Origin of the sequence: Streptomyces erythrochromogenes (assembly GCF_040684695.1) — a bacterium.
Classification (GTDB): Bacteria; Actinomycetota; Actinomycetes; order Streptomycetales; family Streptomycetaceae; genus Streptomyces; species Streptomyces erythrochromogenes_C.
In genome coordinates this window covers 46,115-71,479 of sequence record NZ_JBFBGM010000007.1, presented here as the reverse complement: position 1 = coordinate 71,479, position 25,365 = coordinate 46,115, and the positions used below count along the sequence as shown (strand labels likewise).

The following is a 25,365-nucleotide window of genomic DNA, read 5'->3' as shown; positions in this document are numbered from 1 at the left end:
GGAAGAAGTAACCGTCGCCTTCGCACCGGGCATCCCCCACGCGCCTCCCGAGATCAAGGTGGCGGCGGCCTGGGTTTTCTTTGCAAAAGAAGGAGCCGCAGCCTGCGCACCGGGAGGTGCGTGACGTAGGTGTCCAGAGGACAAGGCCGGCGAAACCACAAGGTGCTCTGCCAACTGAGCTACACCGGCCCGAAAGCCGGTGACGGGACTCGAACCCGCGGCCGCCCCATTATGAGTGGAAGTAGGTCTCGCCTTCGCACCTGGACGAGGAACACGTTAGGCGGCGCTGTTCCGGGTCCGCCAGCCAATTAGGCCCGGGCCGGACCCGGTCCCCTCACCGCCGCCCGGCCGGGCGGCGGCGCTCCGTCACGCGGCGGCTTCGCGCAGCTGTGCGCGGGCCTCCATCAGGGCGAAGCCCAGCAGGTTCAGCCCGCGCCAGCGGGCGGGGTCCAGGGCGCGCTCGTCGTCGGCGGCCAGTCCGATGCCCCAGATCCGGTCCATCGGGCTCGCCTCCACCAGCACCCGCTCCCCGGTGCCCAGCAGGTAGGCGCGCAGCGCCGGGTCGGAGGCGAACTTGTGCACGCTGCCCTCCACGACCAGGGCGAACCGCTCCCGCTCCCACCTCGCGTTGTCGAAGCCGCGTACGAGCCGGCCGATCTTCTTCGCCTCGGCCGGGCTCTTCGCGCCCACCGCGGCGCGCTCGGCCTCGGGGTCCCCGAACAGCCGGGCCTTGCCCGCCATCATCCAGTGCTCGGCCGTCGCATAACGGACGTCACCGACAGTGAAGGCGGAGGGCCACCACTGGCTCAGGCAGCTCGGACCGAGCCTGCCGTCCGGCTGCGGCCGGTGCCCCCAGAACGGCAGGTACTTCACCCTTTCACCGCGGCTGACCTGCTTGATCAGGTCGTCGATCATCTCCATGCACGCGAGTCTGACACCCGCCACTGACACTTCGTACGGGATTTTCGGCGTGCCTCGACACATGGTCGACCGATTCCGTCGCGTAATCAAAAGGCAACAACGGAATCACTTGGCCGAGGGCACCACCTCTGCCAGGATCGGCACTCAATTCGAGCTGTAGCTCGAACTGTAGCTACGGAGAGCGTGAGAGCGTGATGGGCAACCGCTTCCAGGTCAAGGACCGCTTCGCAGACGGCGCGCAGTACATCGACGGACAGCTCCGGGCCGGGACCTCCGGACGGTCACACACCGTGGTCGACCCGGCCACCGGCGAGGAGGTCCTGACCTACGGGCTGGCGAGCACCGCGGACGTCGACGAGGCCGTCGCCGCCGCCAAGCGCGCCTTCCCGGCCTGGTCCGGCGCCACCCCCGGCGAGCGTTCGGACGCCCTGCACCGGCTGGCCGCCGTACTGGCCGAGCAGGCCGAGGACTTCGCGTACGCCGAGTCCCTCCAGTGCGGCAAGCCGATCAAGCTGTCGACCGAGTTCGACGTCCCCGGCACCATCGACAACACCGCGTTCTTCGCGGGCGCCGCCCGGCACCTGCAGGGGCAGGCGGCCGGCGAGTACTCGGGCGACCACACCTCGTACGTACGCCGCGAGGCGATCGGCGTCGTCGGCTCCATCGCCCCCTGGAACTATCCGCTCCAGATGGCCGCCTGGAAGATCCTCCCGGCGATCGCGGCGGGCAACACCATCGTGCTCAAGCCCGCCGAGCTCACCCCGCTGACCTCCCTGATGTTCGCCCAGGCGGCCAAGGACGCGGGCCTGCCCGACGGCGTGATCAACATCGTGACCGGCGCCGGCCGCGACGCGGGCGAGCACCTGGTGGGCCACCCCGACGTGGTGATGACCTCCTTCACCGGCTCCACGGCCGTCGGCAAGCGGGTCGCGGAGATCGCCACCGCCACCGTCAAGCGCCTGCACCTGGAACTCGGCGGCAAGGCCCCCTTCCTCGTCTTCGACGACGCCGACCTGGAGGCCGCCGCGCACGGCGCCGTCGCCGCCTCCCTGATCAACACCGGCCAGGACTGCACCGCCGCCACCCGCGCCTACGTGCAGCGCCCCCTGCACGACGCCTTCGTCGCCCGGGTCGCCGAGCTGATGGAGACCGTCCGCCTCGGCGACCCCTTCGCGCCCGGCACCGACCTGGGCCCGCTGGTCTCGCACGCCCAGCGCGACCGCGTCGCCGGCTTCGTCGAGCGCGCCCGCGGCTACGCCACCGTCGTCACCGGCGGCGAGATCCCGGGCGGCGAGCTCGCCGACGGCGCCTACTACCGGCCCACCCTCATCAGCGGGGCCGCCCAGGACAGCGAGGTGGTCCAGTCGGAGATCTTCGGCCCCGTCCTCGTGGTCCTGCCCTTCGACAGCGACGACGAGGGGATCGCGCTGGCCAACGACACCCCGTACGGACTCGCCGCCTCCGCCTGGAGCCGCGACGTCTACCGGGCGGGCCGTGCCACCCGCGAGATCAAGGCGGGCTGCGTGTGGGTCAACGACCACATCCCGATCATCAGCGAGATGCCCCACGGGGGCTACAAGGCCAGCGGCTTCGGAAAGGACATGTCCGCCTACTCCTTCGAGGAGTACACGCAGGTCAAGCACGTGATGTACGACAACACCGCGGTGGCCGCGAAGGACTGGCACCGCACGATCTTCGGGGACCGATAGCCGACCACCGCCCGACCAGCGGTACACATCCCGAAAGGCCACAGCGCATGGAGCAGTTCGAGCCCGACCGCCTCTCCGCGGCGCAACTCGCCGCGATGCGGCGCAGCCTCACCAGCGGGCGCGGCGCCCTCACCCGCCGCTCGCTGCTGCGCGCCTCCGGAGTCGGAGCGCTCACCCTCGGAGGCCTGTCCACCCTCGCCGGATGCGGCATCCCGCCCGCCAAGCGCGAGGGCGGCGCGGCCGCGGCCTCCGACGACCACTCGGACCGGGAGAAGGAGATCAACTTCTCCAACTGGACCGAGTACATGGACACCAGCGAGGACGAGAAGTCCCGCCCCACGCTGGAGGAGTTCGCCAAGCGGACCGGGATCAAGGTCAAGTACACCGAGGACATCAACGACAACGTCGAGTTCTTCGGCAAGATCAAACCGCAGCTCGCGGCCGGCCAGGACACCGGCCGCGACCTGATCGTCGTCACCGACTGGCTCGCCGCGCGCATCATCCGCCTCGGCTGGGCCCAGAAGCTCGACCCCTCGCACCTGCCGCACGCCTACGCCAACCTGTCCCCGCAGTTCCGCAGCCCCGACTGGGACCCGGGCCGCGCGTACAGCTACCCCTGGACCGGCATATCCACCGTCATCGCCTACAACGAGAAGGCGACGGACGGCAAGAAGGTCGACTCCGTCACCCAGATGCTCGACGACCCCGCCCTCAAGGGCCGCGTCGGCTTCCTGACGGAGATGCGCGACAGCGTCGGCATGACCATGCTCGACCAGGGCAAGAACCCCTCCTCCTTCACGGACGCGGACTTCGACGAGGCGATTGGCCGGCTCCAGAAGGGCGTGGACAAGAACCAGATCCGGCGCTTCACGGGCAACGACTACACCTCCGACCTCGACAAGGGCGACCTCGCGGCCTGCCTCGCCTGGGCGGGCGACGTCATCCAGCTCCAGGCCGGCAACCCCGACATCAAGTTCGCCATCCCCGCCGCCGGCTACATCACCTCCAGCGACAACCTCCTGGTCCCCGTCAAGGCCCGGCACAAGGCCAACGCGGAGCGGCTCATCGACTACTACTACGAGCTCCCGGTCGCCGCTCAGCTCGCCGCGTACATCAGCTACGTGTGCCCCGTCGAAGGAGTGGGCGAGGAGCTCGCCAAGATCGATCCCGAGCTCGCGGAGAACACCCTGATCGTCCCGGACAAGGCGATGACCGCCAAGTCCCGCGCCTTCCGCTCCCTCACCTCCGAGGAAGAGACGGCGTACGAGGAGAAGTTCGCCAAGCTCATCGGCGCCTAGGCCGTGTCCGCCCGCCGCCCCGCCCGCCGGGCCACCCGTCGCACCGGCGGCCGCCCCGCGGCGGTCTTCTCCCCCTGACCTCTTCGCCCACCCAACCCCGGGACCCCTCCATGACTGACAAGACCGAAGGCGGCGACGTCCGCCTCTCCGGGATCAGCAAGCACTACGGCACCTTCACCGCCGTGCACCCGCTGGACCTCACCGTGCCCCAGGGCTCCTTCTTCGCCCTGCTCGGCGCCTCCGGCTGCGGCAAGACCACCACCCTGCGCATGATCGCGGGACTGGAGGAGCCCTCCACCGGCACGGTCCACCTCGGCGACCGCGAGGTCACCGACCTGCCGCCCTACAAGCGCCCGGTCAACACGGTCTTCCAGAGCTACGCGCTCTTCCCGCACCTGAGCATCTTCGAGAACATCGCCTTCGGCCTGCGCCGCCGCGGCATCAAGTCGGTCAAGAAGCAGGTCGACGAGATGCTGGAGCTGGTCCAGCTCGGCCAGTTCGCCCAGCGCAAGCCGCACCAGCTCTCCGGCGGCCAGCAGCAGCGCGTCGCCGTCGCCCGCGCCCTGATCAACCACCCGCAGGTGCTGCTCCTCGACGAGCCCCTCGGCGCCCTCGACCTCAAGCTGCGCCGCCAGATGCAGCTGGAGCTCAAGCGGATCCAGACCGAGGTCGGCATCACCTTCGTGCACGTCACGCACGACCAGGAGGAGGCCATGACCATGGCCGACACGGTCGCGGTGATGAACGGCGGCCGCGTCGAGCAGCTGGGCGCGCCCGCCGACCTCTACGAGAACCCGCGGACCACCTTCGTCGCCAACTTCCTCGGCACCTCCAACCTCATCGAGGCCTCCGTGGAGTCCGCCGGCTCCGACGTGGTCGTCTCGGCCTCCGGCACCACGCTGCGGCTGCCCGCGGCCCGATGTTCGACCACGCCCCGCACCGGCGGGAAGCTGCTGGTCGGTGTGCGTCCGGAGAAGGTGTCCCTGGTCCCGGCCGACGAGGAGAACGCCATCGCGACGGGCCGGAACAAGATCACCGGCCGGATAGCCGCCTCCTCCTTCATCGGAGTCTCCACGCAGTTCGTCGTCGACAGCCCGGTCTGCCCCGAGCTGGAGGTCTACGTCCAGAACATCGAGCGCGACGCCCGCCTGGTGCCGGGCGCCGAGGTGGTCCTGCACTGGAACCCGGAGCACACCTTCGGCTTGGACGCGGACCAGGACATCGACGCGGGCATCGAGACGGTCGAGGAGAGCGCGTGACCGCCACCGCCGCGCCGCCCCAGGCGCCCGCCCCCGCCGGACCCCCGGTCCACAAGCCCTCCGTGCGCAAGCGCCTGGTCCCGTACTGGCTGCTGCTGCCCGGCATCCTGTGGCTGCTGGTCTTCTTCGTGCTGCCGATGGTCTACCAGGCCTCCACCTCGGTGCAGACCGGCTCCCTCGAAGAGGGCTTCGAGGTCACCTGGCACTTCCAGACCTACTGGGACGCCTTCACCGAGTACCTGCCGCAGTTCCTGCGCTCCCTGCTCTACGCCGGCACCGCCACCGCGCTGTGCCTGCTCCTCGGGTACCCGCTGGCCTACCTGATCGCCTTCAAGGCGGGCCGCTGGCGCAACCTGCTCCTGGTCCTGGTCATCGCCCCGTTCTTCACCAGCTTCCTGATCCGCACGCTGGCCTGGAAGACGATCCTGGCCGACGGCGGACCGGTGGTCGCGGGCCTGAACGCGATCGGCTTCCTCGACGTCACCAGCTGGCTCGGCATGACCGAGGGGGACCGGGTGCTGGCCACGCCGCTCGCGGTCGTCTGCGGCCTGACGTACAACTTCCTCCCCTTCATGATCCTGCCGCTGTACTCCTCGCTGGAGCGCATCGACACCCGCCTGCACGAGGCGGCCGGGGACCTGTACGCCCGCCCCGCCACGGTCTTCCGGAAGGTCACCTTCCCGCTCTCCATGCCGGGCGTGGTCTCCGGGACCCTGCTGACCTTCATCCCGGCGAGCGGCGACTACGTGAACGCCGAGCTGCTCGGCTCCACGGACACCCGGATGATCGGCAACGTCATCCAGTCGCAGTACCTGCGGATCCTCGACTACCCGACGGCGGCCGCGCTGTCCTTCATTCTCATGGCGATCGTGCTGATCATGGTCACCATCTACATCCGCCGAGCGGGGACGGAGGACCTGGTCTGATGCGCACCCCCCTCACCTGGCTGCGGCGCAACCTGGTCGTGATCGCGGGCCTCGCCACGCTCGCGTACATGATCCTGCCCAACGTCGTCGTCACCGTCTTCTCCTTCAACAACCCCTCCGGGCGCTTCAACTACGCCTGGCAGGAGTTCTCGCTCGACGCGTGGAAGGACCCCTGCGGCGTCGCCGACATGTGCGGCTCCCTCGGCCTCTCGCTCCAGATCGCCCTGTGGTCGACGCTCGCGGCGACCGCCCTGGGCACGGCGATAGCCTTCGCGCTGGTGCGTTATCGGTTCCGGGCGCGCGGCGCGGTCAACTCGCTGATCTTCCTGCCCATGGCCATGCCCGAGATCGTGATGGCGGCCTCGCTGCTCGCGCTCTTCCTCAACATGGGCATCCAGCTGGGCTTCTGGACGATCCTGATCGCCCACATCATGTTCTGCCTGAGCTTCGTCGTCGCCGCGGTCAAGGCCCGCGTCCTGTCGATGGACCCGCGGCTGGAGGAGGCCGCCCGCGACCTCTACGCCGGCCCGGTCCAGACCTTCGTACGGGTCACGCTGCCGATCGCGGCACCCGGTATCGCGGCGGGCGCGCTGCTGTCCTTCGCGCTCTCCTTCGACGACTTCATCATCACCAACTTCAACTCGGGCAACACCGTCACCTTCCCCATGTTCGTGTGGGGATCGGCGCAGCGCGGCACGCCCGTGCAGATCAACGTCATCGGCACGGCGATGTTCGTCATCGCGGTGCTGGTGGTCCTCGCCGGCCAGATGGTCGGCAACCGCCGCAAGAAGGCACAACCGAAGTAATCAGTTCCGTAGGGAGTTGGAAGCCATGGCCCCAGTCGCCATGCGTAGTGTTGCGAAATCCCTTTCCGAAGCGAAGCCGGTCTCGTACTGGCTGGACGACCCCGGCAAGCCCGCCCCGCAGCCGGCGCTCACCTCCGACGAGCGCTGCGACCTGCTGGTCATCGGCGGCGGCTACAGCGGCCTGTGGACCGCGCTCCTCGCCAAGGAGCGCGACCCCGAGCGGGACGTCGTCCTGATCGAGAGCAAGGAGGCGGGCTGGGCCGCCTCCGGCCGCAACGGCGGCTTCTGCGCCGCCTCCCTCACACACGGCCTCGGCAACGGCATCGCCCGCTGGCCCGGCGAGCTGGCGAAGCTGGAGGAGCTGGGCGCCCGCAACCTCGACGCCATCGAGGAGGCCGTCGCCCGCTACGGCATCGACTGCGACTTCGAGCGCACCGGCGAGATCGACGTCGCCACCGAGCCCCACCAGGTCGAGGAACTGCGCGAACTCCACGAGGAGGCGCTCCGCCTGGGCCTGGCCGGCACCTCCGAATGGCTCGACCGCGACGCCGTGCGCGCCGAGGTCGACTCCCCGACCTTCCTCGCCGGCCTCTGGGACCGCGACGGCGTCGCCATGCTCAACCCGGCGAAGCTGGCCTGGGGCCTCAAGCAGGCGTGCCTGGACCTCGGGGTGCGGATCTACGAGAACACCCGCGGCCTGAAGCTCGCCCCGGCGGGGCGCGGGATGACCGTGCAGACCCCCTACGGCACGATCCTGGCCCGCCGGGTCGCCCTGGGCACCAACATCTTCCCGTCGCTGGTCCGGCGGATCCGCCCCTTCACCGTCCCGGTCTACGACTACGCCCTGATGAGCGAGCCGCTGGACGAGGCGCAGCTGGCTTCGATCGGCTGGAAGAACCGGCAGGGCCTGGGCGACAGCGCCAACCAGTTCCACTACTTCCGGATCACCAAGGACCACCGGATCCTGTGGGGCGGCTACGACGCGATCTACCCCTACCGCGGCAGGCTGGACTCCGAGTACGACCACCGCCCCGAGACCTACCTCCGGCTCGCCGAGCACTTCTTCACCGCCTTCCCCCAGCTGGAGGGGCTGAAGTTCAGCCACGCGTGGGGCGGTGCGATCGACACCTGCTCGCGCTTCTCCGCCTTCTTCGGAACGGCGCACTCCGGCAAGGTCGCGTACGCGGCCGGCTACACCGGCCTCGGGGTGGGCGCCACCCGCTTCGGCGCGGACGTGATGCTCGACCTGCTCGACGGGCTCTCCACCGAGCGCACGCGGCTGGAGATGGTGAAGTCCAAGCCGATGCCGTTCCCGCCCGAGCCGTTCGCGTGGACCGGGATCGCGCTCACGAAGTGGTCGCTGGCCCGCGCGGACGCCCGGGGCGGGCACCGCAACCTGTGGCTGAAGGCGATGGACAAGCTCGGCCTCGGTTTCGACAGCTGAGCCCGCCCGGCCCGCGGCCGGCCCGCCCGGCCCGCGCCGCCCCACCCGGGCCGCCCCCGCCGCGTACCGCGCCCTTCGCCGTGTGACCTGATTCACCCACACGGGGAGGGAGAACCCGCGTCATGACCCGGCCCGGCCCCGCTCTCTGCGGGTGAGGACACCTCACCTACAGCGAACGGAGGCCGGGCGATGACGACCCCGGGGGAGAAGACCGCGGTGGACTGGCTGGTGTCGGCGGCGCCGGACCCCGACGCCTGCCGGCGGGCATGGGAGCACAGTCCCCTCGGGGTCGTCCTGCTGCCCGCGGGACGGCTCTGGGACGTGCTGGTCCTGCCGGGGGAGCTGGGACGGGCCACCCTCGACGTGCTCACCCTGCTGACCGGCCGGCCCGGCCCGGTGCTCGCCGACTTCGGCGCATCGCGGCTGGGCTTCTTCGTGCCCGCGGGCACCGCCTCCCACTGGCTCGGCACGGGCGTACGGGGGGCCGGGCGCGGGGCGTGGATCGTGGTCCCGTACCCGGGCCGGGCCACCGGGGGAGTGCGCTGGCTGGTGCTCCCGGACGGGGAGGGCACCCTCACGGACCCGGTCCTGCTGGAGCTCGCCATGCACGAGGCTGCCGCGCGGGTGGTGGCGGGGGACGCCGGAAAGCCTTGACAAGAGGATTGGTCTGGACCATGTTGGGCGCCGCTGTTCCCGTTCCGACAGCCTGGCTCCATCCCCCCATGTTCCGGAGGCAGTTGTGCGCAGAGCCTGGTCCCTCCTCACGGCCGCCGCCCTGGCGGCCGCCGGCTTCCTCGCCGCGGGCCCGCCGGCCGCGGCGGCGGACGCCGACCTCGTCCGCAACGGCGGCTTCGAAGCCGGACTCGACGGCTGGAGCTGCTCGGCCGGCAGCGGCGCGGCCGTCACCACCCCCGTCCACGGCGGCACCACCGCCCTCCGGGCCACCCCGGCGGGCCAGGACAACGCCCGCTGCTCCCAGACCGTCACCGTCAAGCCCGACTCCACGTACACGCTCGGCGCCTGGGTGCAGGGTGCGTACGTCTACCTCGGCGCGAGCGGCACCGGCACCACCGACGTGTCGGTCTGGACGCAGAGCCCGGGTGCCTGGAAGCAGCTGACGACCACCTTCCGCACCGGCCCGTCCACCACCTCGGTGACCGTCCACACCCACGGCTGGTACGGCCAGCCCGCCCACGTCACCGACGACGTCACCCTGGTCGGCCCCGACCCCGGCGGCCCCGGCCAGCCCCAGCCCCCGGCCGCCCCCACCGGCCTGACCGCCTCGGCGACCTCCTCCGGCTCGGTCCTGCTGACCTGGACGGCGGTGGCGGGCGCCACCTCGTACACCGTCCACCGCGACGGCGCCGCACCGCTCACGGTCACCTCCCCCTCGGCCGCGGTGAGCGGCCTGGCCGCCTCCACCACCTACACCTTCCGGGTCGCCGCGGTGAACGCCGCGGGCGGGTCCCCGCAGAGCGCCCCCGTCTCCGTGACCACGGGCAGCGGCGGGGGCGGAGGCGGCGGCGGGCTCCCCGCGCACGCGCTCGTCGGCTACCTCCACACGAGCTTCGCCAACGGCTCCGGCTACGTCCGCATGGCCGACGTGCCCGCCTCGTGGGACGTCATCAACCTCGCCTTCGGCGAACCGACCTCGGTGACCTCCGGCGACATCCGCTTCCGTCTCTGCCCGGTCGCAGAATGCCCCAACGTCGAATCGCCGGCCGAGTTCAAGGCGGCCGTCAAGGCCAAGCAGGCCGCCGGCAAGAAGGTGCTGATCTCCATCGGCGGACAGAACGGCCAGGTCCAGCTCCCGACCACCGCCGCCCGCGACACCTTCGTCTCCTCCGTGTCCGCGATCATCGACGAGTACGGGCTCGACGGCCTGGACATCGACTTCGAGGGCCACTCCCTCTCCCTGGCCACCGGCGACACGGACTTCCGCACCCCCACCACCCCGGGGATCGTCAACCTGATCTCCGCCGTGAAGGCCCTGAAGGCCCGCTACGGCCCCGGCTTCGTCCTGACCATGGCCCCGGAGACCTTCTTCGTCCAACTGGGCCACCAGTTCTACGGCTCCGGACCCTGGGGCGGCCAGGACCCGCGGGCCGGCGCCTACCTCCCGGTCATCCACGCCCTGCGCGACGACCTCACCCTGCTCCACGTCCAGGACTACAACTCCGGCCCGATCATGGGCCTCGACAACCAGTACCACTCCATGGGCGGCGCCGACTTCCACATCGCCATGACCGACATGCTGCTCACCGGCTTCCCGGTCGCCGGCAACACCGCCCGCGTCTTCCCGGCCCTGCGCCCCGACCAGGTCGCGATCGGACTGCCGGCCACCACCAACGCGGGCAACGGCCACACCTCGCCGGCCGAGGTGACCAAGGCCCTGAACTGCCTGACGAAGAAGACCGACTGCGGGACCTACCAGACCCACGGCACCTGGCCCGGCCTGCGCGGCCTGATGGCCTGGTCCATCAACTGGGACCGCTTCGGAGGCCGGGAGTTCAGCCGGAACTTCGACGCGTACTACGGCAGGACCGCCTGACCGCCAGCAGCAGCGGCGTACACATCAGCAGGCTGGCCACCACGTCCAGCGGCCAGTGGAAACCCCGCAGCACCAGCCCGACGGCCGTCGCCCCCGTGAGCACGAGGGCGGCGGCCGCCGGCCACACCCGGCCCGCGTACGGCCGCAGCAGCAGGGCGGCGCCCGCGTACGCCACGAAGGCCGTCGCGGTGTGACCCGAGGGGAAGTAGCCGGCGGCCCACGGCTCCAGCGGGCCGGGGCGGGCGGTCCACTCCTTCAGCGGGACGACGAGGGCGGGCACCAGGGCCATCGCCAGCACCGCGGCCGCGGCGCCGCGCCGGTTGCCGCGCCGGACGGCGTACCCGGCGGCGAGGAGCAGTACGGGCAGTGCGACCGGGACGTTGCCCAGGTCGGAGAGGGCTTCGGTGACCGCGTCGGGGACGGTGCGCACGAGCGCGCCGCTGAGCCGGGCGTCCCAGGACAGCAGTGGGCCCCGCACCAGGACCTGCCAGGTGATCAGGGCGAAGAGGAGCGCGCAGAGCGCGGAGGCGGCGAACTCGCCGAGAAGGGTGGCCGGCCGTCCCGGAACAGGGGGGATGGTTCCGGGACGGCCGCCCGGACCGGGTTGCCGCACGCCCCGGGGGGTTTGGGGCGGCCGGCTGTCCGATCGGTGAGGAGTGTGCGCGAACGCATGCCCGGCACGGCGCTGGGGAAGCCCGGTACCGGTATCGCCCCCGGTTTCCCGGGAGCGGGCTGTTTCACTCATCTGCAGAAACCGTACGGCAGGGGAAGGGGGACCGACAGCAGGAACGCGCTCCCGCCATCGGCCCCCCACAGCTTCTTCACAGCGTCCGCCCGTTACCGCCGGTACACGGGGCGGGCGCTGCGCTCGGACGTTCTAGACGTTCGAGCAGGCGGTCGTATCGACCGGGGCTCAGATCTCCGTGCCGATGGCCGCGAAGGCGGCCTCGATGAGGTCCAGGCCCTCGTTCAGCAGGTGCTCGCCGATGACGATCGGCGGGAGGAAGCGGAGCACGTTGCCGTAGGTGCCGCAGGTGAGGACGAGCAGGCCCTCGGCGTGGCAGGCCTTGGCGAGCGCGCCGGCCGCCTCCGGGAACGGGGTCTTGGAGACCGGGTCCTTGACCAGCTCGATCGCGATCATGGCGCCGCGGCCGCGGATGTCGCCGATGATCTCGTACTTCTCCTGCATGGCCGTCAGGCGGGCCTTCATGACGGCCTCGATCTTCTTCGCCTTGGCGTTGAGGTCGAGCTCCTTCATGGTCTCGATGGAGCCGAGCGCACCGGCGCACGCCACCGGGTTGCCGCCGTAGGTGCCGCCCAGGCCGCCCGCGTGGGCGGAGTCCATGATCTCGGCGCGGCCGGTCACGGCCGCGAGGGGCAGACCGCCCGCGATGCCCTTGGCGGTGGTGATCAGGTCGGGGACGATGCCCTCGTCCTCGCACGCGAACCACTGGCCGGTGCGGCAGAAGCCGGACTGGATCTCGTCGGCGACGAAGACGATGCCGTTCTCGTTGGCGAACTTCACGATCGCCGGGAGGAAGCCCTTGGCCGGCTCGATGAAGCCGCCCTCGCCGAGGACCGGCTCGATGATGATCGCGGCGACGTTCTCGGCGCCGATCTGCTTGGTGATCTGGTCGATCGCCTGGGCGGCGGCCTCGGGGCCGCAGTTCTCGGCACCGGTGGGCCAGCGGTAGCCGTAGGCGACCGGGACGCGGTAGACCTCGGGGGCGAACGGACCGAAGCCGTGCTTGTACGGCATGTTCTTCGCGGTCAGCGCCATGGTGAGGTTCGTGCGGCCGTGGTAGCCGTGGTCGAAGACGACGACGGCCTGGCGCTTGGTGTACGAACGGGCGATCTTGACGGCGTTCTCGACGGCCTCGGCGCCGGAGTTGAAGAGGGCCGACTTCTTGGCGTGGTCGCCCGGGGTCAGCTCGGCGAGGGCCTCGCAGACCTCGACGTAGCCCTCGTAGGGGGTGACCATGAAGCAGGTGTGGGTGAAGTCGGCGAGCTGCGCGGAGGCGCGGCGCACGACGGCCTCGGCGGAGGCGCCGACCGAGGTCACGGCGATGCCGGAGCCGAAGTCGATGAGCTGGTTGCCGTCGACGTCCTCGATGATGCCGCCACCCGCGCGGGCCGTGAAGACGGGCAGCACGGAGCCCACGCCACCGGCCACGGTCTGCAGGCGGCGGGCCTGCAGCTCCTGCGACTTGGGGCCGGGGATCGCGGTGACGATCTTGCGCTCCTGCGGGACAGCAGTCATAGAGGGCTCCTGGGGGGTGTTTTCGGACGCACTTGTGTCTTTGTTCGCAGGCTAGGCCCGGGAGCGGGGGTCCTGCATGCTCCGTTCGGTAGTGATCTCAGCGTGTCCTTGTCCGCGACGGCCATAGGAAGGACACGAGCCGTGTCTCGTGGATCGCGACCGGGTAGGGGCGCAGTGCGCCCCCGAGCCCCGGGCCGGGCACTACATTGAGCGCCGCAGGGCAAGGGATGGGCAGGGGGCAGGGGTTCATGGACACCGAGGGCACGTACGACGGACAGGCGACCCGGGCGGGTCACGTACCAAGGCCTGCCACATCCCCGGAACACCCTCCGAAACCCCGCCACGCGCCGGGGGGCGCCCCCGGACAGACGCCGGTCCTCACCGACTGGATCAGCACCCCGCGCCCGGACGCCGAGCCCGGTGTGTGGCGCTACGGCCACACACCGCGGGCGGCGGTGGAACCCGAGCGGACCCCCGACCGGGCCCTGGCGAGCGGCGCGCTCATCTCCTTCCTGGGCTGCGTCCTCGTCTGGTCGCTCATGCGCAACACCTACATCCCGTTCTGGGACACGCCGCTGAAGCTGTTCACGCCCGACAGCTGGTGGGCCGCCAATGGGGAGCCCGTCGCGAAGACGGGCGGCGTGCAGGCCAAGCCGATCTACGAGATGCTCTTCGTCGCCGCGCTCCTCTACGGCTTCGGCCGACTCGGCAACTGGCGGACGGTCTGGACGCGCCTGGTCGTCGCGCGCGGCCCCGTCGTCCAGGCCCTCGCGGTGGTTCCGCTCGCCTACGTGACGATCCTGCTCGTGCACAACTACCAGCTGCCGATCCGGCAGCTGGTGGAGGGATTCCTCACCTTCGACGGTGATCCGGTGGCCAACCGGGCCCTCGTGGACACCACCCGGACCGTGATCGACGTGGTCCTCGTCCTCGCCTTCGCCCTCCTGGGCGGTGTCGTGGGCCTGGTCCGCCGGTTCGCGGGCGGCGGCGGAGCGGCGGCAGCCGCGAGCCCGGAGCGCCCGCAGCCGCCCGCCTCCCAGCCGGGTGGCGAGGGGGATCCCGTGCGGTGGCCGCAGTTGCGGGGGGCCGGGCTGGTGGAGGCGGCCGACCGGCTGGAGGGGGAGGCCGGGGGCGGGCGGATGAACGACGTGGACTACACCCGGATCCGCCGGGCCTGGGACTCCGTGCGCGTCGACCCCTCCCGCATGCGGGCCTTCGCCGACTCCGTCCGCGACAAGGGCGCCGGGGCCTGTGTGCACCCCTCCGGGGACCGGGACCTGCCCGTGCGGGCGGCCCGGCACGACCTGCTGGCCCGGCAGGTGCTGCTCGGCACCGTCGAGGACGGTGTCCGCAACCCCTACGCCCGCCGCGGCACCTCCCTCGCGCTCGACCCCGACGTCCTCGGCACCTCCCTCCTCGCCGTCGGCCCCTCCGGCACCGGCAAGACCCAGCGCCTGGTGCGGCCCGTCGTGGAGTCCCTCGCGCTCCAGGCGCTCGCCGGCCAGGCCGCCGTCGTCGCCGTCGGCGCGGCCGGGGCCCAGCTCGGGCCGGACGCCGCCTACGACGTCGTGGTCCGCATCGGCGACCCCGCCTCCGTCTACGACCTCGACCTCTACGGCGGGGCCACCGACCCCGACGAGGCCGCCACCCTGCTCGCGGAGGCCTTCGTCGGAGACGTCCCCGGCATCGACGTACGCCGGGCCGCCACCGCCCTCGCCCAGCTCCTCGGGCCGTTCCGGACGGCGTACGGCCGCTTCCCCGCCGTGCCCGAGCTGCGCGAGCTGCTCGACCAGGTACCGGCCGCCTTCGACGCCCTGCGCCGCGAGCTCGCCGCCGACGGCGCCCAGCACGCCATGCTGCGCGAGCTCGACGCCCGCACCCGCCAGCACGGGGCGCACGGCGACCCCGGGCCGGCCCTCGCCGACCGGGTGGCCCTGCTGGACCGGCCCGCCTTCGCCGGCTTCTTCGACACCACCGGCCAGGGCCGGCCGTTCTCGCTGCGCGCCCTGGAGCACCCCATCCGGGTCCGCGTCGACCTCCCCGAGCGCGGGCACGCCGACGCCTCCCGGATGCTGGCCCGGCTGCTGCTCGCCCAGTTCAACGCCGCCGCGGCCGCCCGCGCCGACCGCTCCCTCTTCGCCTTCCTCGCCTTCGACGACGCCTCGCACACCCTGACCGCCGAGACCGTGCGCGGGGTCCAGCGGCTGCGCTCGGCGCACGCGGGCGTCCTGCTCACCCTGCGCTCGCTGGACGACGTACCGGAGGCGCTGCGCACGCCCCTGCTCGGGGCGGTCGGCTGCCGGATGGCCTTCTCCGGGGTCACCACCTGGGACGGCAAGCGCTTCGCCGAGGCCTGGGGCACCGAGTGGGTGGAGACGCGCGACGTCACGCACCGCACCGTCTTCGCCGACCAGCCGCTGACCCGGGCGATCCACGCCTTCCGCAAGCTCGTCACCGGCAAGGCGGTCACCACGGACGCGGTGACCGTGCGGCAGGTGGAACGGGAACGGTGGTCCGCCTCGGACCTGGCGCACGCCGTGCCGCCGGGGCACGCGGTGCTCTCGCTCACCTCCGTGAAGGGGGAGCGGGCGGCCCCGCTGCTGGTCCGGCTGGCCGGAACGGCCTGACCCGCGCCTCGACCCGTACGAGGTGGCAGAATCGAGGGGAGTCGTTCGTACGACACGGCGAAAAGGCGGCGAAGCGTCGAAGTGCCGAAGTGCCGAAGTGCCGACGGCTCCCGCGACCTCGCCCCCGTCTCCCCTGTCCCCTCCCGCCTCCCTCCGCCTCCCTCCCGCCGAAGGCCCCTGGTAACCGATGCCGCTGACCCTCGCCTCACTCGTCCAGCACTCGGCGCTCAAGCTCAGCGTCCGGGCGGGGGAGAACCGCCTGGACACCCCCGTGCGCTGGGCCCACGTCAGCGAGCTCGCCGACCCCGTCCCCTATATGGAGGGCGGCGAACTGCTCCTGATCACCGCGATGAAGCTGGACGCCGACGACCCGCAGGAGATGCGGGCCTACGTGCGCCGCCTCGCCGCGGCCGGAGTGGTCGGCATCGGCTTCGCGATCGGCGTCAACTACGAGGCGGTCCCCGAGGCGCTGGTCGAAGCGGCGCGCACCGAGGACATGCCGCTGCTGGAGGTGCCCCGCCGGACGCCCTTCCTCGCCATCAGCAAGGCCGTCTCCGCGGCCCTCGCGGCCGACCAGTACCGGGCGGTGACCGCGGGCTTCGAGGCGCAGCGCGAACTGACCCGCGCCGCGCTCTCCGCCGACGGCCCCGCCGAGCTGCTCGCGAAGCTCGCGGCGCACGTGCACGGCTGGGCCGCGCTCTACGACACCTCCGGCGCGGTCGTGGCCGCCGCCCCCGACTGGGCCGCGCGCCGCGCCGCCCGGCTGACGCCCGACGTGGAGCGGCTGCGGGAGCGGCCCGCGCCCGCGAGCGCCGTGGTCGGAGGCTCCGAGGACCGCGTCGAGCTCCAGTCCCTGGGCACCGGCCGGCGGGCGCGGGGCGCGCTCGCCGTCGGCACCGGGGCCCCGCTGGGCACGGCCGAGCGGTACGCCGTCCACTCCGCGGTCGCGCTGCTGACGCTGACCACCGAGCGGTCGCGGTCGCTGCACGACGCCGAGTCCCGGCTGGGGGCGGCCGTGCTGCGGATGCTGCTGGCGGACGAGCCGGAGCACGCCCGGGCCGTGGCCGGCGACCTGTACGGGTCCCTGCTCGACGCGCCGTTCCGGCTGGTCGTGGCCGAACCGGCGCTGGCGGGGACCGCGCAGCCGGAGGGCCTGGCGCTGCTGACCGACGCGGTGGAGTCCGCGGCCGCCCGTACCGGGGAGGCGCTGCTCGTGGTCCCGGAGGCCGGGCGGCTCGTGGTCCTCGCCTGCGACGCCGGCTCGGCCGTACAGGCCTGCACCGACCACGCGGAGGCGCTGGAGGCCCGGCGCGGCCGGGACGCGGCCGGCCCGGAGCCGGACGAGCTGGTGATCGGCCTGTCCGCGCCCGCGGGGCCCGGCGGCGTCGCGGCGGCCCTGAAACAGGCCGACCAGGCCCTCGCCGTCGCCCGCCGCCGCGGGCGGCCGATGGTGGAGCACGAGGAGATGGCGGCCGGCTCGGTCCTGCCGCTGCTGGCCGACGACGCGGTACGGGCCTTCGCGGACGGCACCCTGCGCGCGCTGCGCGAACACGACGCGACGGGACGCGGGGACCTGGTGGCCTCGCTCCAGGCCTGGCTCTCCCGCCACGGCCAGTGGGACGCGGCCGCTGCCGACCTCGGCGTGCACCGGCACACCCTGCGCTACCGGATGAAACGGGTCGAGGAGATCCTCGGCCGCTCCCTGGAGGACCCCGACGTCCGCATGGAACTCTGGCTCGCCCTCAAGGCCACCTCCACGCCGGCCTAGGGGTCCCCGTCGGGTCCGCAACCGCGGGCGACAGTGACAAACCGGCGCGACCCCGACGGCAGGTACTACACCCCGGATAAACGCCGAATCCCCCGGGGAGTCCTACGGTGGAGGGGTCAGGACCCACCGCACACTTCTCGAAGGGCCGGGATTCGCATGACTTCCACCCACGCCTTCTGGCTCGCCGGCCGCCAGGCCACCGGCGAGGACAGCTTCGACGTCCACTCCCCGTGGGACGGCCGACTGGTCGGCACGGTCAGCGTGCCCACCGACGAGCAGGTCGAAGAGGCCGTGGCCGCGGCGTACGCCGTGACGGCGGAGTTCTCCGCGACCCCCGCCCACGTACGGGCCGCCGCCCTGGACCACGTGTCCAAGCGGCTCGTCGAGCGCACCGAGGAGATCGCCCAGCTGATCTCCGCCGAGAACGGCAAGCCCATCAAGTGGGCCCGCGGTGAGGTCGGCCGTGCGGTGTCCGTGTTCCGCTTCGCCGCGGAGGAGGCCCGTCGCTTCAACGGCGGCGAGGCCCAGCGCCTCGACACCGACGCCGGCGGCGTCGGCCGCCTCGCGCTGACCCGCCGCTTCGTCAAGGGCCCGGTCCTCGGCATCGCGCCGTTCAACTTCCCGCTGAACCTGTGCGCCCACAAGGTGGCCCCGGCCATCGCCGTCGGTGCGCCGATCATCCTCAAGCCGGCCCCGGCCACGCCGCTCTCGGGTCTGATCCTGGGTGAGCTGCTCGCCGAGACCGACCTCCCGGCCGGCTCCTGGTCGGTCCTGCCGGTCGCGAACGACAAGATGCCCGCCCTGGTCAAGGACGAGCGCCTGCCCGTCATCTCCTTCACGGGCTCCGACACCGTCGGCTACGCCATCCAGCAGTCGGTGCCCCACAAGCACTGCACTCTGGAGCTCGGCGGCAACGCCGCGGCCGTGGTCCTCGACGACTGGTCCTCCGAGGCCGACCTCGACTGGGCCGCGACCCGCATCGCGACCTTCTCGAACTACCAGGCCGGCCAGTCCTGCATCTCCGTGCAGCGCGTGATCGCCGACGCCTCCGTCTACGACCGCCTCGTCGAGAAGGTCGTCGCGAAGGTCCAGGCGCAGGTCACCGGCGACCCGAACGACGACGCCACCGACGTCGGCCCGCTCGTCTCCGAGGCCGCCGCCCAGCGCGTCGAGTCCTGGGTCGACGAGGCCGTCAGCGCCGGCGCCAAGCTGCTCACCGGCGGCAAGCGCGAGGGCGCCTCGTACGAGCCCACCGTCCTCGCGAACGTCCCCGAGGGCGTCAAGCTCGCCACCGAGGAGGTCTTCGGCCCGGTCCTGACCCTGCTGCGGGTCGAGAACACCGACGAGGCCTTCGCCGCGGTGAACGAGTCGAAGTTCGGTCTGCAGACCGGCGTCTTCACCCGCAACGTCCAGACCGCGTTCCGCGCGCACCGCGAGCTCGAGGTCGGCGGCGTGATCATCGGCGACGCGCCGTCCTACCGCGCCGACCAGATGCCCTACGGCGGCGTCAAGCAGTCCGGTGTGGGCCGCGAGGGCGTCCGCTACGCGATGGACGACTACACGTACGAGCGGGTCCTGGTCCTGACCGGCCTCGACATCTGATCTCGTACGGCCGAAAAGCCGACGGCCGGAGCCTACTGTGCGGGGGCTCCGGCCGTCCCCCTTTTCCCGGCCGGGTCCGGGCGGGAAGTTCCGGCCCCGGGACCCGGCGATTCCCCCGACTGGTCCGCCCCGGCTTTTCCCGCGGAGCCGGGCGGGGTACGACTCACAGGTAGCACCGGCCAGTAGGCCGGTACCACCGACTCCGGCGGCGAGGTGAGTCCCCTCATGTCCGCAACACAGCCCGTACAGCCCAGCGGCACACAGCCCAAGGTGACCGAGCGCGAGGCACGACAGGTCGCGGAAGCGGCCCGGGAACAGGACTGGCGCAAACCCAGCTTCGCCAAGGAACTCTTCCTCGGGCGGTTCCGGCTGGACCTGATCCATCCCCACCCGCTCCCCACCGACGAGGACGTCCGCCGGGGCGAGGCCTTCCTCGCCCGGCTGCGCGAGTTCTGCGAGACCCGTGTCGACGGCGCGCTCATCGAGCGCGAGGCGAAGATCCCCGACGAGACCGTGCGCGGCCTCAAGGAACTCGGCGCCCTCGGCATGAAGATCGACCCCAAGTACGGGGGCCTCGGCCTCACCCAGGTCTACTACAACAAGGCGCTCGCCCTGGTCGGCTCCGTCAGCCCGGCCATCGGGGCCCTGCTCTCCGCGCACCAGTCGATCGGCGTGCCCCAGCCCCTGAAGATGTTCGGCACGCAGGCACAGAAGGACGCCTACCTGCCGCGCTGCGCCACCACCGCCATCAGCGCCTTCCTGCTCACCGAGCCCGACGTGGGCTCCGACCCGGCGCGCCTGGCCACCACCGCGGTCCCGGACGGCGACGACGCCTACGTCCTCGACGGAGTGAAGCTCTGGACCACCAACGGGGTCGTCGCGGACCTGCTCGTGGTCATGGCCCGGGTGCCGAAGTCGGAGAACCACCGCGGCGGGATCACCGCCTTCGTCGTCGAGGCCGACTCGCCCGGCATCACCGTCGAGCACCGCAACGCCTTCATGGGCCTGCGCGGCCTGGAGAACGGCGTCACCCGCTTCCACCAGGTGCGGGTCCCCGCCGACCAGCGCATCGGCGCCGAGGGCGCGGGACTCAAGATCGCCCTCACCACGCTCAACACCGGCCGGCTCTCCCTGCCCGCCATGTGCGTCGGCGCCGGCAAGTGGTGCCTGAAGATCGCCCGCGAGTGGTCCGGCGTGCGCGAGCAGTGGGGCCGGCCGGTCGCGAAGCACGAGGCGGTCGGCGCCAAGATCTCCTTCATCGCCGCCACCACCTTCGCCCTCGAAGCGGTCGTCGACCTCGCCTCCCAGATGGCCGACGAGGACCGCAACGACATCCGCATCGAAGCCGCCCTCGCCAAGCTCTACGGCTCCGAGATGGCCTGTCTGATGGCCGACGAACTGGTCCAGATCCGCGGCGGGCGCGGATTCGAGACCGCCGAGTCCCTGGCCGCCCGCGGCGAACGCGCCGTCCCCGCCGAGCAGATGCTCCGCGACCTGCGCATCAACCGGATCTTCGAGGGCTCGACGGAGATCATGCACCTGCTCATCGCCCGCGAGGCTGTCGACGCCCACCTCTCGGTCGCCGGCGACCTCATCGACCCCGACAAGGCCCTCGGGGACAAGGCGAAGGCCGGCGCCCGCGCCGCCGGGTTCTACGCCCGCTGGCTGCCCAAGCTGGCCACCGGACCCGGCCACGTCCCCGGCACCTACCGGGCCTTCCACCCCGGCGGCCACCCCGACCTGTCCACCCACCTGCGCTACGTGGAGCGCAGCGCCCGCAAACTCGCCCGGTCCACCTTCTACGCCATGTCCCGCTGGCAGGGCCGCATGGAGACCAAGCAGGGCTTCCTCGGCCGGATCGTCGACATCGGCGCCGAACTGTTCGCGATGAGCGCGGCCTGCGTCCGCGCCGAGCACCTGCGCGCCTCGGGCGAGCACGGCCGAGAGGCGTACCAGCTCGCCGACGCCTTCTGCGAGCAGTCCCGGCTGCGCGTCGAGGAGCTCTTCGGCCGGCTCTGGTCCAACACCGACGACCTCGACCGCAAGGTGGTCGCCGGCGTCCTGTCCGGGACCTACGCCTGGCTGGAGGAGGGGGTCCTCGACCCCTCCGGGGACGGCCCCTGGATCGCGGACGCCGCCCCCGGCCCGTCGAACCGCAAAAACGTGCACCGTCCCATCCGCTGACCTGCGATCATCGCCGCACGTCGGACAGGCGTACGAGGATGAGTGCGCGTGCGGACCCGGCACGCGTACGAGCACAGCACGAGGCGGACGAACGATGTCGACGGCCGAGCAGGACCGCACCAGCCGACGGCTGGCCTGGTGCGTGGCGCACCTCCTGCGCCACGCACCGGACCACGTCGTCGTCGACATGGCCCGCCGGCTCGACCGGCCGGCCCTGAAGTACCTCTGCCGGGACGAATGGCTGGCGGCCTCCACCGTCACCCTGCTGCTGCGCCACGGCGCCGCCGCCGACCGCGACTACATCGCCCGCAACCCCCGCGTCGTGGGCCGGCCGCTGCCCGGCCTGCCCGGGCCCGCCCGCTACGCCCGCCGCCGCACCCCGCCCGAGCTGCTGCCCGTGCTCCGCGCCGAGCTCGGCCGGGACCCCGAGGAGCGGCCCCTCACCGCCGCCGAGCTGGCCGGACTGCTGCGCCGGCACGGCCGTCGCGGACCGCGGGTCCCCCTGGACGTCCTGGCGCTTCCCCACGAGGCCGATCCCGGACCGCTGCTCGCCGAGCACGTCCGCGATCCGCTGCCCGCCGGCTCCGTCGAAGCCCTGCTGCTCGCCGCCGACCTGCCCCGGGAGAGCGTCCACGGGCTGCTCGCCACGGCCGCGGCCCCGGTGGACGGCCCCTCCTGGCACCGGCCCGCCGTCCGCGCCGTGCGGATGGGCCGCCTCACGCACGAGGAACTCGTCGCCCACGTCGCCCCCGCGCGCCACACCCTGCTCCTCGGCCACCTTCCCGCCCGCCGCTCCCTGCGCTGGACCCTGCCCGAACAGGCCGGCATGCAGACCGCCGTGATGCGCGCCCTGCGCCCGCTGGGGGACGACCCCAGGCTCTGGGCGGAGCTGCTGCGGCACGCCCCCGGACATGCCGGCCCGCTGCCCGCGCTGGTGGCGGGCGTCGTCGACGGGACCCTGCCCGCACCGGACGGCGTACGGGAGCGCGACCCCGAGCTCGCCCGGGCCGTGCGCCACCTGGCGCCGACGGCCGCCGACCCCTCCGGGGGAGTGGAGCGCGAGCTGGCCCTCGCGAGCCTCGCCGTGCCCATGGAGCGCGTCGAGGAGGACATCCGCTGGGTGCGCGACTGCCTCGACCGCGGCCTGCTCACCGGCATCGACGTGATCCGGCACAAGCTGCCGGCCTGCTGGGCCCTCGACGAGGACCACTGGCTCGGCGAGGTGGACCACCCCGACCGGCACGACCGTCCCGGTGCCGTCCTCGCCGCCCACGCCGAGGCGTACCGGCTGCTCACCGCGGCCCTCGGGGAGGACCCGGAGGCCTGGTGGCGCACCGCCCGCACGCTCCCCGACTTCGCCGGAACGCTCCCGCACCTCCTCCTGCGGGTCACGGAAGGGGGCTCCGTGTCGGGCCGCCCCTGACTTGCGGCAACAATGGGGGCATGAGCGACCGTCCAGCCCCCCTCGCCGACCCGCACCTCCTCTTCGACCCCGCGGCCGGCCGCCGGGACATCGTGATCCTCGGGTCCACCGGCTCCATCGGCACCCAGGCCATCGACCTCGCCCTGCGCAACCCGGACCGGTTCCGGGTGACCGCCCTGTCCGCCGCCGGCGGCCGGGTGGCGCTGCTGGCCGAGCAGGCCCGGCTGCTGCGGGTCGAGAAGGTGGCCGTCGCCCGCGAAGACGTCGTACCGGCCCTGAAGGAGGCGCTGAGCGCCCAGTACGGCCCGGGCGAGGCGCTGCCCGAGATCCTGGCCGGACCGGACGCCGCGACCGAACTCGCCGCCTCCGCGTGCCACACCGTCCTCAACGGCATCACCGGCTCCATCGGCCTCGCGCCGACCCTCGCCGCCCTGCGCGCGGGCCGCACCCTGGCCCTGGCCAACAAGGAGTCGCTGATCGTCGGCGGCCCGCTGGTCAAGGCCCTCGCGAAGCCCGGCCAGATCATCCCCGTGGACTCCGAGCACGCGGCGCTCTTCCAGGCGCTCGCCGCCGGCACCCGCGCCGACGTCCGCAAGCTCGTGGTGACCGCCTCCGGCGGCCCCTTCCGCGGCCGGACCCGCGCCGAGCTGGCGAAGGTGACCGTCGAGGACGCGCTCGCCCACCCCACCTGGGCCATGGGCCCGGTGATCACCGTCAACTCGGCGACCCTGGTCAACAAGGGACTGGAGGTCATCGAGGCGCACCTGCTCTACGACATCCCGTTCGAGCAGATCGAGGTCGCGGTCCACCCGCAGTCGTACGTGCACTCGATGGTGGAGTTCACCGACGGCTCCACGCTCGCCCAGGCCACCCCGCCGGACATGCGCGGCCCCATCGCGATCGGCCTCGGCTGGCCCCAGAGGATCCCGGACGCGGCCCCCGCCTTCGACTGGACCAAGGCCTCCACCTGGGAGTTCTTCCCGCTGGACACCGAGGCCTTCCCGGCCGTGGGCATCGCCCGGCACGTGGGCGCCCTCGGCGGCACCGCCCCGGCCGTGTTCAACGCGGCGAACGAGGAGTGCGTCGAGGCGTTCCTGGCCGGTCGGCTGCCGTTCACAGCAATCATGGATACGGTCTCTGCCGTGGTCGATGAGCACGGGACACCGCAGTCGGGAACCTCCCTGACCGTCCAGGACGTCCTTGAAGCAGAGGCCTGGGCCAGGGCCCGGGCGCGGGAGATGGCGGCTCGGGCCGCCGCGGAGGCGCGCGCATGACACTTCTGATGACGGTGCTCGGAATCGTGATCTTCGCGGTCGGCCTGCTGGTCTCCATCGCGTGGCACGAGCTGGGGCACCTCTCCACGGCCAAGCTGTTCGGCATCCGCGTGCCGCAGTACATGGTGGGCTTCGGCCCGACCGTCTGGTCGCGGAGGAAGGGCGAGACCGAGTACGGGATCAAGGCCATCCCCATGGGCGGCTACATCCGCATGATCGGGATGTTCCCGCCCGGCGAGGACGGCAAGGTCACCGCCCGGTCCACCTCGCCGTTCCGGTCGATGATCGAGGACGCCCGCTCGGCGGCGTACGAGGAGCTCCAGCCCGGCGACGAGACCCGGCTCTTCTACACGCGCAAGCCGTGGAAGCGCGTGATCGTGATGTTCGCCGGGCCGTTCATGAACCTGGTCCTGGCCGTGGCGATCTTCCTCACCACCCTGATGACCTTCGGTCTGAACACCCAGACCACCTCGGTCGCCACCGTCTCCGACTGCGTCATCCAGCAGAGCGAGAAGCGCGACAAGTGCCAGCCGGGCGACCCGGCCGCACCCGCCAGGGCCGCCGGCCTCAAGGCGGGCGACAAGATCGTCGCCTTCAACGGCCGCCAGGTCGACGACTGGTCCGCCCTCCAGAAGGACATCCGGGCCACCGTCGGACCCGCCACGATCACCGTCGTCCGCGCGGGCGAGCGCCTCGACCTCACGGCGAACCTGATCGAGAACAAGGTCGCCAAGACCGACGGCAGCGGCAAGTACGTCAAGGACGAGTACGTCACCGCGGGCTTCCTCGGCTTCGCCCCCGCCTCCGGCTACGTACCGCAGTCCTTCGGCCAGTCCGCCGAGCGCATGGGCGAGATGATGGAGGCCGGCGTGCAGTCGCTGGTCGCCCTGCCGTCCAAGGTCCCGGACCTGTGGAACGCGGCCTTCAACGGGGCCGAGCGCAAGCAGGACAGCCCGATGGGCGTCGTCGGCGCCGCCCGCGTCAGCGGTGAGATCTTCACCCTCGACATCCCCGCCCAGCACCAGCTGGTGTTCTTCCTGAACCTGCTGGCCGGCTTCAACCTCTCGCTGTTCCTCTTCAACATGCTGCCGCTGCTCCCGCTCGACGGCGGGCACATCGCCGGCGCCCTGTGGGAGTCCTTCCGGCGGGGCGTGGCACGGATCTTCCGCCGCCCCGACCCCGGCCCGTTCGACGTGGCCAAGCTGATGCCGGTCGCGTACGTGGTCGCGGGCCTGTTCATCTGCTTCACCCTGCTGGTGATGGTGGCCGACGTGGTCAACCCGATCAAGATCACCTAGTTTGCGGGGGCGTAC

18 protein-coding genes are annotated in these 25,365 nt (G+C 72.2%); 15 read left to right on the top strand and 3 right to left on the bottom strand.

The features are described 5' to 3' along the window. Positions 1-366: 366 nt before the first annotated feature. Complete coding sequence (gene ybiA / locus AB0O53_RS13620) at positions 367-921, bottom strand: riboflavin biosynthesis intermediates N-glycosidase (RefSeq protein WP_350987688.1); 555 nt, start codon at positions 919-921, stop codon at positions 367-369. A gap of 194 nt (positions 922-1,115) precedes the next feature. Here ybiA and AB0O53_RS13615 point away from each other — a divergent pair, with 194 nt between their 5' ends. The 8 genes from AB0O53_RS13615 (at position 1,116) to AB0O53_RS13580 (ending at position 10,914) form a co-directional block, all read left to right on the top strand. Beyond that, the gene (locus tag AB0O53_RS13615) at positions 1,116-2,630 is read left to right on the top strand and encodes a gamma-aminobutyraldehyde dehydrogenase (RefSeq protein ID WP_350988370.1); all 1,515 of its coding nucleotides are present in this window, start codon (positions 1,116-1,118) and stop codon (positions 2,628-2,630) included. Positions 2,631-2,677: 47 nt separating this feature from the next. After that, entirely contained in the window at positions 2,678-3,928 is a 1,251-nt protein-coding gene (locus AB0O53_RS13610) for a polyamine ABC transporter substrate-binding protein (RefSeq protein WP_350987687.1), read from the top strand. Positions 3,929-4,038: 110 nt separating this feature from the next. Then, entirely contained in the window at positions 4,039-5,187 is a 1,149-nt protein-coding gene (locus AB0O53_RS13605; RefSeq protein WP_350987686.1) for an ABC transporter ATP-binding protein, read from the top strand. Beyond that, positions 5,184-6,113 carry an ABC transporter permease gene (locus AB0O53_RS13600; RefSeq protein WP_136231768.1) on the top strand — a complete coding sequence of 310 codons (930 nt, stop codon included), beginning with the start codon at positions 5,184-5,186 and terminating at the stop codon, positions 6,111-6,113. Before AB0O53_RS13605 ends, AB0O53_RS13600 begins: the two co-directional genes overlap by 4 nt. After that, positions 6,113-6,919: an ABC transporter permease gene (locus AB0O53_RS13595; protein ID WP_350987685.1), complete on the top strand. Its 807-nt coding sequence runs from the start codon at positions 6,113-6,115 to the stop codon at positions 6,917-6,919. The genes AB0O53_RS13600 and AB0O53_RS13595 overlap by 1 nt, the downstream gene beginning before the upstream one ends. A 25-nt stretch (positions 6,920-6,944) precedes the next feature. Next, positions 6,945-8,363 carry an NAD(P)/FAD-dependent oxidoreductase gene (locus AB0O53_RS13590; RefSeq protein ID WP_365195287.1) on the top strand — a complete coding sequence of 473 codons (1,419 nt, stop codon included), beginning with the start codon at positions 6,945-6,947 and terminating at the stop codon, positions 8,361-8,363. Positions 8,364-8,552: 189 nt separating this feature from the next. After that, positions 8,553-9,017, top strand: coding sequence for a bifunctional DNA primase/polymerase (locus AB0O53_RS13585; protein ID WP_365195284.1), 465 nt, complete (start codon positions 8,553-8,555; stop codon positions 9,015-9,017). An 85-nt stretch (positions 9,018-9,102) separates the two neighbouring features. Next, on the top strand, positions 9,103-10,914 hold the full coding sequence (locus tag AB0O53_RS13580) for a chitinase (RefSeq protein WP_365195281.1): 1,812 nt from the start codon (positions 9,103-9,105) through the stop codon (positions 10,912-10,914). Here the strand turns inward: AB0O53_RS13580 and AB0O53_RS13575 are convergent. Both AB0O53_RS13575 and gabT read right to left on the bottom strand, forming a co-directional pair. Further along, positions 10,874-11,659 (bottom strand): phosphatase PAP2 family protein, encoded by a 786-nt coding sequence (locus AB0O53_RS13575; protein WP_350987681.1) that lies wholly within the window; start codon positions 11,657-11,659, stop codon positions 10,874-10,876. The two genes, AB0O53_RS13580 and AB0O53_RS13575, sit on opposite strands and share 41 nt — an antisense overlap. A 168-nt stretch (positions 11,660-11,827) precedes the next feature. Continuing rightward, positions 11,828-13,174: a 4-aminobutyrate--2-oxoglutarate transaminase gene (gene gabT / locus AB0O53_RS13570; RefSeq protein WP_350987680.1), complete on the bottom strand. Its 1,347-nt coding sequence runs from the start codon at positions 13,172-13,174 to the stop codon at positions 11,828-11,830. A 248-nt stretch (positions 13,175-13,422) separates the two neighbouring features. Here gabT and AB0O53_RS13565 point away from each other — a divergent pair, with 248 nt between their 5' ends. From AB0O53_RS13565 to AB0O53_RS13535, 7 genes are all read left to right on the top strand, one after another. After that, positions 13,423-15,801 (top strand): ATP/GTP-binding protein, encoded by a 2,379-nt coding sequence (locus AB0O53_RS13565; RefSeq protein WP_365195278.1) that lies wholly within the window; start codon positions 13,423-13,425, stop codon positions 15,799-15,801. A 187-nt stretch (positions 15,802-15,988) separates the two neighbouring features. Then, on the top strand, positions 15,989-17,569 hold the full coding sequence (locus AB0O53_RS13560) for a PucR family transcriptional regulator (protein WP_350987678.1): 1,581 nt from the start codon (positions 15,989-15,991) through the stop codon (positions 17,567-17,569). A 156-nt stretch (positions 17,570-17,725) separates the two neighbouring features. Next, complete coding sequence (locus AB0O53_RS13555; protein ID WP_350987677.1) at positions 17,726-19,171, top strand: aldehyde dehydrogenase family protein; 1,446 nt, start codon at positions 17,726-17,728, stop codon at positions 19,169-19,171. 225 nt (positions 19,172-19,396) lie between these two features. Next, positions 19,397-21,355 (top strand): acyl-CoA dehydrogenase family protein, encoded by a 1,959-nt coding sequence (locus AB0O53_RS13550; RefSeq protein WP_365195275.1) that lies wholly within the window; start codon positions 19,397-19,399, stop codon positions 21,353-21,355. Between the two features lie 94 nt (positions 21,356-21,449). Next, a complete protein-coding gene (locus tag AB0O53_RS13545; protein ID WP_350987675.1) occupies positions 21,450-22,778 on the top strand; it encodes a serine/threonine-protein kinase in 1,329 nt (442 codons plus the stop codon). A gap of 20 nt (positions 22,779-22,798) precedes the next feature. Then, positions 22,799-24,052, top strand: a complete 1,254-nt coding sequence (gene dxr, locus AB0O53_RS13540; RefSeq protein WP_350987674.1) for a 1-deoxy-D-xylulose-5-phosphate reductoisomerase — start codon at positions 22,799-22,801, stop codon at positions 24,050-24,052. Next, a complete protein-coding gene (locus tag AB0O53_RS13535; protein ID WP_350987673.1) occupies positions 24,049-25,350 on the top strand; it encodes a M50 family metallopeptidase in 1,302 nt (433 codons plus the stop codon). The genes dxr and AB0O53_RS13535 overlap by 4 nt, the downstream gene beginning before the upstream one ends. Positions 25,351-25,365 lie beyond the last annotated feature (15 nt).